Origin of the sequence: Actinopolymorpha sp. B9G3, assembly GCF_040120725.1 — a bacterium.
Taxonomy (GTDB): Bacteria; Actinomycetota; Actinomycetes; order Propionibacteriales; family Actinopolymorphaceae; genus Thermasporomyces.
Genome location: NZ_JBEEAB010000010.1, coordinates 67,811 through 79,825, shown reverse-complemented (window position 1 = coordinate 79,825; position 12,015 = coordinate 67,811). Strand labels below are relative to the sequence as shown.

At 68.8% G+C, this 12,015-nt stretch carries 11 protein-coding genes; 8 read left to right on the top strand and 3 right to left on the bottom strand.

The window, feature by feature from the left end; translation table 11 throughout:
- The first annotated feature begins 364 nt into the window (after positions 1-364).
- Positions 365-3,538, top strand: coding sequence for an AfsR/SARP family transcriptional regulator (locus ABNF93_RS18630; RefSeq protein ID WP_349329342.1), 3,174 nt, complete (start codon positions 365-367; stop codon positions 3,536-3,538).
- 3 nt (positions 3,539-3,541) lie between these two features.
- Here ABNF93_RS18630 and ABNF93_RS18625 read toward each other — a convergent pair whose 3' ends face one another.
- From ABNF93_RS18625 to ABNF93_RS18615, 3 genes are all read right to left on the bottom strand, one after another.
- Positions 3,542-4,375, bottom strand: a complete 834-nt coding sequence (locus ABNF93_RS18625) for a DUF4097 family beta strand repeat-containing protein (RefSeq protein ID WP_349329341.1) — start codon at positions 4,373-4,375, stop codon at positions 3,542-3,544.
- 63 nt (positions 4,376-4,438) lie between these two features.
- Positions 4,439-5,179 (bottom strand): ABC transporter permease, encoded by a 741-nt coding sequence (locus tag ABNF93_RS18620; RefSeq protein ID WP_349329340.1) that lies wholly within the window; start codon positions 5,177-5,179, stop codon positions 4,439-4,441.
- On the bottom strand, positions 5,176-6,120 hold the full coding sequence (locus ABNF93_RS18615) for an ATP-binding cassette domain-containing protein (RefSeq protein ID WP_349329339.1): 945 nt from the start codon (positions 6,118-6,120) through the stop codon (positions 5,176-5,178). Before ABNF93_RS18615 ends, ABNF93_RS18620 begins: the two co-directional genes overlap by 4 nt.
- A 143-nt stretch (positions 6,121-6,263) precedes the next feature.
- Between ABNF93_RS18615 and ABNF93_RS18610 the strand changes: the two genes are divergently transcribed.
- The 7 genes from ABNF93_RS18610 (at position 6,264) to ABNF93_RS18580 (ending at position 12,006) form a co-directional block, all read left to right on the top strand.
- Positions 6,264-7,049 (top strand): helix-turn-helix transcriptional regulator, encoded by a 786-nt coding sequence (locus ABNF93_RS18610; protein ID WP_349329338.1) that lies wholly within the window; start codon positions 6,264-6,266, stop codon positions 7,047-7,049.
- A 22-nt stretch (positions 7,050-7,071) separates the two neighbouring features.
- A complete protein-coding gene (locus ABNF93_RS18605; RefSeq protein WP_349329337.1) occupies positions 7,072-7,464 on the top strand; it encodes a VOC family protein in 393 nt (130 codons plus the stop codon).
- The gene (locus tag ABNF93_RS18600; RefSeq protein WP_349329336.1) at positions 7,464-7,841 is read left to right on the top strand and encodes a hypothetical protein; all 378 of its coding nucleotides are present in this window, start codon (positions 7,464-7,466) and stop codon (positions 7,839-7,841) included. The genes ABNF93_RS18605 and ABNF93_RS18600 overlap by 1 nt, the downstream gene beginning before the upstream one ends.
- Positions 7,842-8,027: 186 nt before the next feature.
- Positions 8,028-8,375 (top strand): ArsR/SmtB family transcription factor, encoded by a 348-nt coding sequence (locus ABNF93_RS18595; protein ID WP_349329335.1) that lies wholly within the window; start codon positions 8,028-8,030, stop codon positions 8,373-8,375.
- The gene (locus ABNF93_RS18590; RefSeq protein WP_349329334.1) at positions 8,372-8,875 is read left to right on the top strand and encodes an SRPBCC family protein; all 504 of its coding nucleotides are present in this window, start codon (positions 8,372-8,374) and stop codon (positions 8,873-8,875) included. The genes ABNF93_RS18595 and ABNF93_RS18590 overlap by 4 nt, the downstream gene beginning before the upstream one ends.
- Positions 8,862-9,437, top strand: a complete 576-nt coding sequence (locus ABNF93_RS18585; protein ID WP_349329333.1) for a TIGR03086 family metal-binding protein — start codon at positions 8,862-8,864, stop codon at positions 9,435-9,437. Before ABNF93_RS18590 ends, ABNF93_RS18585 begins: the two co-directional genes overlap by 14 nt.
- A gap of 256 nt (positions 9,438-9,693) precedes the next feature.
- A complete protein-coding gene (locus ABNF93_RS18580) occupies positions 9,694-12,006 on the top strand; it encodes an ATP-binding protein (RefSeq protein ID WP_349329332.1) in 2,313 nt (770 codons plus the stop codon).
- Positions 12,007-12,015 lie beyond the last annotated feature (9 nt).

The window sequence follows — 12,015 nt, the reverse complement described above, 5'->3', positions numbered from 1 at the left end:
GCGGGGTGTGAGGGAGACCCCAGAAGGCTGAGCCGTCAGCTTGCGGGCGCGGAATCGAAGTGAGCCTTGCCGGGTGTGAGATCGCTGTCAGCCCCGACCTGTTCGCGTCAGAGCATCACAGCGATGCGTAGAGCCGTGGCGGATTCGCCAACAGGCTTGAACCAGCCATCTCCGTCACGAACTGGGGCCACCACCGCGAGCACGGTGTGACCGAGCAGTCGGACAGGTGCGGCACGATGGGGCCGCTCGAGATTAGGCGAACATGCCGTGCACCCTATCCCGTCGAGCTGGAATTCTGCATCCCTGACGTCAGCTCGCCGGCGCCGCAAAGCAGCCGTTGAAGGCGGCACTGGAAACTGGCCGCATGTCTGGCAGGAGCGAGCCGGCGTGGGAGAATCCGCTCGTGCAGATCGGGATGCTCGGACCATTCGAGGTTCGCACGGACGACGGCGCCTTGGCCGACGTGCCAGGCGCCCGGTTGCGTGCACTGTTGATCGCCCTCGCCCTCGGCCCAGGTCGCGTCATCCCGAAGTCGGTACTCATCGACTGGATCTGGGGTGAGAGCCCGCCCGCCGATGCGGCGAATGCCCTGCAACGCTTGGCCTCCCGGCTGCGGAGGGCGCTGCCAGGAGGTGTGATCGAGGGGCAGACGGGCGGCTACCGGTTGGCGGTGGACCCCGATGCCGTCGACGCGCTGCGGTTCGAACGCCTCGTCGCTCTGGCTCGCAATGAGGAGGACTCACGGCGGACGCGGCTGCTGCGCGAGGCCCTCGCCTTGTGGCGTGGTGCGGCCCTGCAGGATGTCGGTTTGGAGGACAGCGCAGAGTTCGACGCGGTGGTGACTCGGCTCGAGCGGCTACGCCTGACCGCGATGGAGGATCGGTTCGATGCGGAGGTCAACCTCGGCCACGGTGCGGCGCTGGTCCCCGAGCTGACCGACCTGGTGGCCGCGCATCCGGTGCGAGAACGGCTGGTTGCCGCGCTGATGCGTTCCCTCGTTGCGGCCGGTCGCAAAACCGAGGCGCTGCTCGTGTACGAGCGCACGAGGCAAGCCCTGGCCGACGCGCTGGGCGCCGACCCCTCGCCGGACTTGTCGGCCTTGCACGTCGCGTTGCTGCGGGGCGAGCTCGGGCGGCGGGAGGAGAACCGCAGGACCAACGTACGGGCCGAGCTCACGAGCTTCGTCGGCAGGGACGCCGATGTCGCCGCGGTTCGCGAACTCGTCGCGCAGCATCGGCTGACCACCCTGATCGGGCCGGGCGGCTCGGGGAAGACCCGGCTGGCCACGGAAGCCGCACGCCCGCTGGTCGGCGACCTGCCGGACGGGGTCTGGCTGGTGGAGCTCGCCGCCAGCGGTGCCGACGGTGACGTGGCCCAGGCAGCGCTCACCGGACTCGGGCTCCGGGATGCGCTACTCGGCGCGGCACCGAGCGCGGACCCGGTCGAGGGGTTCATCGCCGCGATCCGCGAGCGGGAGATGCTGCTGATCCTGGACAACTGCGAGCATGTGATCGAGGCGGCGGCAGCGTTCGCCGATCGGGTGCTCGGGGAGTGCCGGCGGTTGCGGATCGTGGCGACGAGCCGGGAGCCGCTCGGCATCACCGGGGAGGCGCTGTGGCAGGTCGAGCCACTGGCGGTGCCAACCGAGGCCGGCCGTGCCGAGGTGGCATCCTCGCCTGCCGTCCAGTTGCTGCGGGACCGGGCCGGCGCGGTGCGCCAGGATCTCGGGGTCGACGACCACACCAAGGCGTTGATGGTACGGATCTGCCGGGCGCTGGACGGCATGCCGCTGGCGATCGAGCTGGCCGCCGCCCGGTTGCGCACCATGACCGTCGAGCAGCTCGCCAACCGGCTCGACGACCGGTTCCGCCTGCTGACCAGCGGGAGTCGTACCGCATTGCCACGACACAGGACGCTGCGGGCGGTGGTCGACTGGAGCTGGGAGTTGCTCACCGATGCCGAACGGATGGTGCTGTGCCGGCTGTCTGTGTTCTCGGGCGGGGCAGGCCTGGAGGCGGCCGAGCGGATCTGCATGGGTGAGGCAGTGGAGCAGGATCAGGTGCTGGAGTTGCTGACCTCGCTGGCCGAGAAGTCGCTGCTGGTCACCGCTGGCGACGGCGCGCCGCGCTACCGGATGCTCACCACGATCAGGGAGTACGCCGCGGATCGGCTCGCCGAAGCGGGCGAAACCGACCAGGCTCGGCAGGCGCATCTCGGCTACTTCACCGAGCTCGCCGAGACCGCGGAGCCGCACCTGCGCCGCGCCGAGCAACTGGAATGGCTCGCCAGGCTCGAGGCCGACCATGACAACCTCAGCGCCGCGTTGCGGGCGGCGATCGCGGCTGGTGACGCCCAGGCGGCGATGCGGCTCGCGGCCGCCACCGGTTGGTACTGGTGGCTCGGCGGGCGTCGGACCGAAGGCCTCGAGCTGCTGATCGCGGCCGCCAACCTCCCGGGCGAGGTGACCGATGACACCCGAGCCATGACGTACGGGCTGGTCGTGCTCTACGTGACCTCCGGGCGGGGCGACGAACATCTCGGCGCGGAATGGATCCACAAGGCGTACCGGTTCAGCCAGCAAAGCCAGCAGGGAAACCCGCTGCTGGAGTTCGCGATCCCGCTGGAACGCCTCCTGCGGGCACCGGAGGAAGCGGTGACCGCGTTCGAGTCGTTGCTGGACAGCGTTGACCCCTGGGTACGCGCCATGGCTCGGTGGCAGGCCGGCAAGATGCGGACCATGGTCGGGCAGGGCGGCCGGGAGGTGGAGGCGCAGCTGGAGCAGGCGCTCGCGGAGTTCAGGGCGCTCGGCGAGCGGTTCGGGATGTCGATGGCCCTGTCCGAGCTTGCGAACCAGCTCGCCATCCGGGGCGAGTTCGCCGATGCCTGCGAGTACTACGAACAGGCGATCGTGGTCCTCACCGAGATCGGCGCCGTCGAGGACGTCATCGAGGTACGGACCCAACAGGCACTGCTGTACTGGCTTGACGGCGATCGCGACGCCTGCGCGGCCGCCATCGCCGACGCGGAGCGGAGCGCCGAGGGTGTTACCTGGCCGTACGCGCTGGTCACCTTGGCGCTCGCCAAGGCGGAGCTTGCTCGCCTGCGCGGCGACGCCGACGGTGCCCGCCAGCAACTCGGCCACGCGACCACCCTCCTGGGCGATGCCGCGGAGCAGGCGAACAACCGCGCACAGATCCATGACGTGCTCGGCTATCTGGCCGACGATCTGCGAGAGTCCCGTACCCACCGCGTGGCTGCCTGGCAGGCGGCATCCGAGGCGGGAGCGCCACCCGTGATCGCCAAGATGCTCGTCGGAGTCGCGGACCTGGCCGTTCGCCTCGACCAGTACGAACAGGCGGCGCGGCTGCTCGCGGCCAGCGTCGGCGTACGAGGGCTGCCGGACCGCTCCCAACCGGATGCGGCCCGGATCGAGCAGGACGCGCGACGTCACCTCGGCGAAGCACGGTTCGCCGAGGTGACGCAGGAGGGTGCGCAGTCGAGTTGGTCTCAGCTGGTCGAGGTCACGCTCGCCTCCTGAGGGTCAGCTTGCCGCGCGCTGAAGGGTGATGTCGCCGTGCCGCGTGCGGGCGAAAACCGAGACCTTGGCCTCGGCCGCGCCCGGCTCTCCCGGCGAGGAGATGTAGTTGTGCACCGCCCCTCGCTCGCTGTTGACGTCGATGGAGGCAGCGATGCCCTCGCTGATGCCGACCTCGATGTTGCCCGAGCCGTTCCTCAGCCTGGCTTGACCGTTGGCCATCCGGCCGATCCGGATGGTGCCGCTGGCCGTCTCGCCGGTGACGTTGCCGTCGGCGCGGTCGATGTCGAAATCGCAGCTGCCGCTGCTGAGATCGAGGTCGGCCGAGGCGTGGCCGATCCAGGCCTGCCCGCCCGAGTTCGAGAGTGCGACCGTGCCGTCGACCTCGCCGATCCGCATCGCGAAGGCCCCGCCGTCGATGCTGGCGCTCCCGGCGATGTGGCCGATCTCGACCTCACCGGACGCGATGCTCGCCCGCAGCGCGTCGATGCGATCCAGCTGCACCTGACCCGATGCCATGTGCACCTCACACTGGCCGATCGGGCCGTCAATCTGAACGCTGGAGTGTGCAAGGTACGCGGCCAGGCTGGAGCCGGCGGGCAGGTCGATCGTGATGGCGACCGAGCCACCCCTTTCCCCGGGGGTGGTCGTCTTGACCGACAGTTGACCGCCGGCGAAGTCGACCTTGGTCTTGTCGGCCACCTTGACCGACCGGCTCGCGGCATTGAGGGGTTCGACCAGCACCACGGTGTCGGTCCGGTCGCTCGAGGTGACCCGCACCTGAGCACCGGCGACCTCCACGGTCGCGGCGACAGGCCCTGGCGTGGCGAACGTAGGCATGACAGGTTCTCCCCTTGCTTCGTACGTGATCTTGTGGGTGGGCGACTCCAGCGCCTCGGCTGGTCAGGCTCGCTTCTTGAAGGTGGAGAGCGCCCATACGTACCCGACCAGGGCGACCCCGACGCACCAGGCGACGGCGACGATCGCGCTGCTTACCTGCGGCTCACCGGTCAGCAGCCCGCGCAATGCCTCGTTGATCGGCGTGAAGGGCTGGTACTCGGCGAACTGCCGCACACCGGGGCCCATGGTGCCGGCCGGAACGATCGCGCTGCTCAGGAACGGCAGCATGATCAGCGGCACGGAGGCCATGCCCGCCGATTCCGGAGTCTTGGCGAACAACCCCAGGGCGACGGTGATCCAGCTGGTCGCGAACGTGACGAGCACGAGCAGACCGATGGCGCCGAGCCATTCTGCGAAACTCGCCGCCGGCCGGAATCCCACGGCGAACGCCACGCCGATGAGGGCCGCGACGCCGATCAGGCTGCGGAACATGCTCGAGGCGACATGGGCGCTGAGTACGGCACTGCGGGAGATGTCCATCACCTTGAACCGGTTGATGATCCCCTTCGTCATGTCGGTGTTCACGGCCAACGCGGTCGCACTCAGCCCGTAGCTGATGGTCAGGATGATCATGCCCGGCGTGATGTAGTCGATGTAGTTGCCACTGATGTCGAAAGCGCCACCGATGACGAAGGTGAACATCAACAACATCACGACCGGTAGCAGGACCGAGTTGAAGACGGTGACCGGGTTCCGGACGGTGTGCTTGAAGTTGCGACCCAACATGGTCGTCGCGTTGCTCATCGTGCAGTCACCTCTGTGCTGGTACGGCCGGTCAGGGACAGGAAGACGTCGTCGAGGTCCGGGGTGTGCACCGAGAATTCCTCGACCTCGATGGAGTGCGCGTCGAGTCGGTCGAGCAGGGCTCGTACCGATTTCGCCCGGCCGTCGCTGGGAACCCGCAAGGTCAGGTCCTCCTCGCCGCGCGTGGCGCCGGTCAGGACCCGCAGCGCGCCGTCGAGCTCGAAGTCGCTGGCGAACTGAAGCCGGACATGGCTCCCGGGGATCTGACGCTTGAGCTCAGCGGGAGTGCCCTGGGCCACCAGCTTGCCCTGGTCGAGCACCGCGATCCGGTCCGCGAGGCGATCGGCTTCCTCCAGGTACTGGGTGGTCAGGAAGATGGTGACGCCCTCGGCCACCAGGAGGCGGATGGTGTCCCACATGGTGCGACGGCTGCGCGGATCCAGTCCCGTCGTCGGCTCGTCGAGGAAGATGATCCTGGGCTTGCCGACCAGGGTCATCGCCAGATCCAGTTTCCGGCGCATGCCGCCGGAATAGGTCGCCGCCATCTTCTGCGCCGACTCCGTCAGGTCGAACCGTTCCAGCAGGTCGGTGACCACCCGCTTGCTCTCGCCCGAGCCCAAACGCTTGAGATCCGCCATCAACTGGAGGTTCTCCTGGCCGGTCAGCAGGTCGTCCACCGCGGCAAACTGGCCGGTGACCCCGATGGCCGCGCGGACGGCCTTGGTCTCGGTCGCCACATCGTGGCCGGCGACGCGTACCGTGCCGCCGTCGGCCTTCATCAACGTGCTCAGCACGTTGACCGTCGTCGTCTTGCCCGCCCCGTTCGGGCCGAGCAGGGAGAAGATCGTGCCCGCGGCAACATCGAGATCGATGCCGTCAAGAACGATCTTGTCCTTGTACGCCTTCCGCAGCCCTGAAGCCGCAATCGCTGATCTAGTCATGCGACCACCATCGGTGCCCGGCCTGCCACCGACCTGACACGCTCCTGACACGACAGCTGACGCCTGGACGGGTGCGGGCTCCGCGGCACCGATCAGCGGCGCGATCATGACCGATTGTCGGCGCGCTGGGCTACGTTCCGCCCATGAACCGGATCGACCGCCTCTACGCACTGGTCGAGGAGCTCCGGGCCGCCGGGTCGCGGGGCCGCACGGCCCGACAGCTGGCGTCCCATTTCGAGGTGAGTGTCCGTACGATCGAGCGCGACCTCAGCGCGCTCGGCCAGGCGGGCGTCCCGCTCGCGACCAGGAGCGGGCGCGCAGGCGGCTACACGCTCGACCGCTCGATGAGCCTGCCGCCACTCAACTTCACGCCGCGCGAGGCCGCGGCCGTTGCGGTCGCGCTGAGCCAGTCCGAGCACGTCTTGTTCGCCAAGGACGCCCGCAGCGCGCTGCAGAAGATCGTGGCCGCCATGCCTGACCGTGCGGTCGAGGAAGCGTGGCAGGCCGCGGAGAAGGTACGGCTGCTCGTGCAGTCGGCACCGGAGCCCGACGCCGAGATCGCCGAGGTCGTGTGGCGAGCCGTACGCGACAACCACGTGCTGCGGGTCGCCTATATCGACGTCGGTGGGGTCGAGACCACCCGCGAGGTCGAGCCGCAGCACGTGGTTGTCGGGCCCAACGGGTCCTACCTGATGGCGTGGTGTCACCTGAGACAGGAAGATCGCGTCTTCCGGATGGATCGCATCATCCATGCCGAGCGCATCCCCTCACCTCGACCGCAGCGTGCGGCCCCGGAGCCGCTGGTCGACGGCCATGTCACGAAGGCGCCGGCGTCCGCACTGCGACCCGAGCGATCCCTGCCAAACACCGACATAGGGCTGTCGCGAGACCGCGAGACGGTGGATTCAGCCCGCCGCCCCGGCAGGTGATCCGACGCGGAAGGAGACACCGATGACGAACCCCGCTCCCGCCACCCTGGCCTGGTTCGAGGTCGCCACCAGCGACCCCGACGGCGCCCAGAAGTTCTACGGCAGCCTCTTCGACTGGACCTTCGCCGCCGACGGCCCCGCGGCCTCCAGCGGCATGGACTACCGCAACATCACCGCCTCCGGCGCCGACGCCCCGATGGGCGGTCTCTTCGGCACGGGCGGCCAAGTGACCGACCACGCCGTCTTCTACATCCTCGTCGCCGACGTCGAGGCCACCTGCGCCGACGCCGAGCAGCTCGGCGGTTCGGTGATCAGCAAGCACCTCGACCCCGGTCCCGGCGCCCCGAAGTTCGCCTACCTGCGCGACCCGTCGGGCAACCAGTTCGGCATCTTCACCCCGCCGGCGGCGGCCTGATGGCGCGAGACTCGAAAGGCACGTCCCCGTCGGATGCCTCCGGCGGGGACGACGCCCGCGACCTTTACGACGACCTCACCGACGACCTGCTCTACGACCCCGCGATCGGGCGCGCCACGATGATGGGCTACCCCTGCGTACGGCTGGCAGGCAGGTTCCTTGCGTCCTACGACGACAAGCTCGGCTCGCTGGTGGTGAAACTGCCGCGCGAGCGGGTCCTCTCGCTGATCGCCAGCGGTGACGGCGAGCCGTTCGCACCAGCAGGCAGGGTCTTCCGGGAGTGGGTGGCGGTGCCGCGAGTCGACCGCGCCCTGTGGGAAGCACTGCTCGCAGAGGCCGTCGACTTCGCCCGCAAGGGAATCGCCGAGCAAGCCTGACGATCGGGCGGGCCCAATCTCCCTGAGGGCGGCCACGCACTCGTTCTGTCAGGCGCGAAGGCGGCCCGCCCGCGGTGACGCTCTTGTGCCCCGACGGCGAACCTCGTCGAGTGCGGCCTCCCTTGACCGCGGGCCGCGAGCGGGCTACCTTGGGCTTTAAACCCATTGGTTGAAACGAGGGCGCTGATGCCGACCGACGTCCTGTCCAAGGTCTTCACCGCGGTCGCCGACCCGACCCGCCGCGACATGGTGGCCCGGCTCGCGGTCGGCGACCGCACGGTGAACCAGCTCGCCGAGCCGTACCAGATGAGCGTGCAGGCCGTGTACAAGCATCTGCGGGTGCTGGAGCAGGCGGGCCTGGTGAGCCGGTCGCGTGGCCCACAGCCGCGGCCCGTGCACCTGGAGACTGGGGCGTTCGACCTGATGGACGAATGGATTGAGCGATACCGCCGCCAGGCCGAGCAGCGCTACCAACGCCTCGACCGCGTGCTGGCCGCCATGAACGAGGCCGACGAGCACAAGGAGCACCAATGACCGAACGGAGTGAGGGCATGAAGAGACACAGCACCACGATCGAGGCGGACTGCGCCCTCCCCATCATCCGCATGGCGCGCGAGTTCCTCGCCACGCCCGAGCAGTTGTTCCGGGCACACACCGACGCAGAGCTGTTCAAGCAATGGGTCGGCCCGGACACCATGCGTACGCGCATCGACCACTGGGACGCGCGTACCGGCGGGAGCTTCCGGTTCGTGTCGATCGCCGGCGACGGCTCGGAGTACGCGTTCCGCGGCTGCTTCCACGAGGTGCGCCCGGACCGAATCGTGCAGACGTTCACCTTCGAGGGCGACCCCGATGGCGTTGCCCTGGAGACCCTGTGGGTCGACGATCTCGGCAACGGCCGGAGCCGGCTGCGCACGCAGTCCCTGGTGGACAGCTTCGAAAGCCGCGACGCCTGGCTGAAGAGCGGCATGGAGATCGGCGTGGAAGACGGCTACGCCAAGCTCGACAGGATGCTGGCCGATGGCACTGTCTGACCTGCCCCCCGCGGAGCGGCATCGCCAGATCGCCGGCGGGTTCACCGATCACGTCCGCGGGGCCAAGCACTGGGACGCCCCCGCGCCGGTCGCCGGCTGGACCGCCCGCGACGTGGTGCGCCACCTCGTCGAATGGTTCCCCTCGTTCCTTGCCGCCGGTGCCGGCGTCGAGCTGCCGAACGGACCCAGCGTGGACGACGACCCGGTCGCAGCCTGGCAGGGACAGTGCCGCGCGGTGCAGGCGCTGCTGGACGACCCGGAGACCCCGCAACGGTCGTTCGCCAACCGGCACATTGGGGAGCTACCCCTGGACCAGGCGATCGACCGGTTCTACACCTCCGACGTGTTCATGCACACCTGGGACCTTGCCCGCGCTACCGGCCAGGACGACCAGCTCGACCCCGAGTTCTGCGCGGTACTGCTGGCCGGCATGGAGCCGATCGAAGAGCTGATGCGCTCCTCGGGCCAGTACGGTCCACGTGTACCGACCCCCGACGACGCCGACGCTCAGACCCGGATGCTCGGCTTCATCGGCCGCGATCCGTTCTGGACCCCGCGCTGACGGCTTCCGTTGGGGAAACCTCCGGGCCGCCGTTCGTGTGGAACCTCCACAACTCCCGGCCGGGCACAATGGACCAGGCCACTAGATATGCCTTCCAGGGAGAGATATCGGGCGTACCTGCCTACTCGATTCTGTGCTGGATGGGCTCCGGGCTGCCTCCGCGGCGCGCGAGTAGCATCCGAGGTGAGTCGGTCGCAACAGGGAGTGACGCCGCGTGGTCCAGGCCCTGCACCGTGGGGGAGGGATCCCTGCCGATGTGACGAGTTTCGTCGGACGTCGGCACGCGACGAGTGATGTCAAACGTCTCATGTCGAGGTCGCGGTTGGTGACGTTGACCGGTGTCGGTGGTGTGGGCAAGTCGCGGTTGGCGTTGCGGGTGGCAGGCGACATTCAGCGCGTTTTCGCCGATGGTGCCTGGTTGGTCGAGTTGGCCGATGTTCAGGATCAGGCGTTGGTGGGTCAGACGGTGGCGGCGGCGCTGGAGCTGCGTGATCAGTCGGTGGGCGATCCGGAGACCCTGTTGATCCGCCAGTTGCGCGACAAACACCTGCTGATCGTTCTTGACAACTGCGAGCACGTGCTGCCCGCCTGCCGCCAGCTGGTCGCGGCTCTGTTGCCGGCGGCACCGGGGGTGCATGTGTTGGCGACCAGTCGTGCGCCCCTGGGCGTCTCTGGCGAACACGTGTGGGCGGTGCCTGCCCTGTCGGTACCTGGGACCCGTGGGGCGGATGCGGACATGTCGCCGGTCGATCGGTCCGCCAGCCGGTACGAGGCGTTGAGGTTGTTCGAGGACCGGGCGGCGGCGGTGCTGCCAGGGTTCGTCGTGAATCGTGACAACCAGAATGCTGTGGCCCTGTTGTGCAGGCGGTTGGACGGTCTGCCGCTGGCGATCGAGCTCGCGGCGGTGCAGGTGCGGGTGCTGTCAGTGGAACAGATCCTGGACCGACTCCAGGACCGCTACCGCCTGCTGATCCGGGGCAGTCGTGTTGGCCCGCCACGACACCAGACGTTGCAGGCGGCGATCGACTGGAGTTACGCCCTCTGCTCTGCCACCGAGCAGGCGTTGTGGGCACGATGTTCGGTCTTTGCCGGCGATTTCGACCTGGAGGCGGTCGAGAGCATATGCGTGGGCGATGAATCTCCTGGGGTGGCCGTCACCGATGTGCTCGCACTGGTCACGGGTCTGGTCGAGAAGTCGGTGCTGGTTCGGGACATGGCCGGCGATTCCGCACGGTTCCGGTTGCTGGAGACGATCCGGGAGTACGGCCGGGAACGGCTGGTCGAGGCCGGGCAGGAGGATGAGTTTCGTCAGCGGCACCGTGACTACTACCTGCGCATGGCCGAGCGGGCCGATGCGGGTTCGTTCGGTCCGCACCAGGCCCAGTGGGGTGCGCGCCTGCGTGCCGAACGGGCCAACTTCTGGGCCGCGCTGGACTTCAGCCTCACCGAACCGGGCGAGGCTGGCGCAGGGCTGCGGCTGGCCAGCGACCTGTGGTTCTACTGGATCGCGGGCGGGTTCATCCGGGACGGGCGCTACTGGCTGGACCGGGCACTCACGCTGAACACCGAGCCCAGCCCCGAACGGGCCCGAGCCCTGTGGATCAACGGCTGGGCGGCATCCCTGCAGGCCGACACCGACTCGGCGAGGGTGCTGCTGGTCGAATGCCGCGACCTCGCCCGGGACCTCGGTGACACGTCCGCGGCCACTCGTGCAATCCAGTTCCTCGGGATGGCGGACCTGTTCGACAACAACCTGACCAGCGCCGCGCGCCTGCTCGACGAGGCACTGGCCGGCTACCGCAAGTCAGGACGATGGGACGCGCCCGCGTTGATCGCTTACGTCGCGCGTGCCGATGCCGCGTGCATGCGGGGTGACCTCGACCGCTCCCTGGCGCTCGCCCAGGAGTGCCAGCGCATCTGTGCTGGTCGCGGCGAGCGATGGGCGGCGTCGTGGGCGGAGTGGATCGTGGGCCTGCGCTGGTGGGTCGCGGGTGACCGGGTCAAGGGGTCCTCGCATCTCCGAGGGTGCCTGCGCAGCAAGGACGACCTCAACGACCTCCTGGGCATCCCGTTCTGCCTCGAAGTGCTGGCCTGGGTCGCGGCCTCCGACGAGGATGCGCATCGGGCGGCCGTGCTGTTCGGGGCGGCGGAGATGATGTGGAAGCCGATCGGCGCCCAGCTGTTCGGGTACGAGATCCTGCTCGACTGGAGCCAGCAATCCAGGGCCCGTAGCCGGGGGGCCCTCGGAGAAGCGGCCTATGACGCTGCCCGCCACGAGGGTGCAAGCCTCACCCAAGCGGAAGCGGTCGCCATGGCGCTGGGCGAGAAGGTCACCTCGACCAAGCCTCCCGCCGCGGCGCCCGTGACCGCGGCGGCGACGCTACTGACCAAACGCGAACGGGAGGTCGCCACTCTGGTCCATCAGGGTCGGACGAACCGGGAGATCGCGGCGGAGCTGGTGATCTCGCGGCGTACGGCCGAAGCCCACGTCGAGAACGTCCTCACAAAGTTCGGTTTCACCTCACGGGCGCAGATCGCCGGTTGGGTCGCCAGCCAACAGCAGTGGTGACGTCGACCA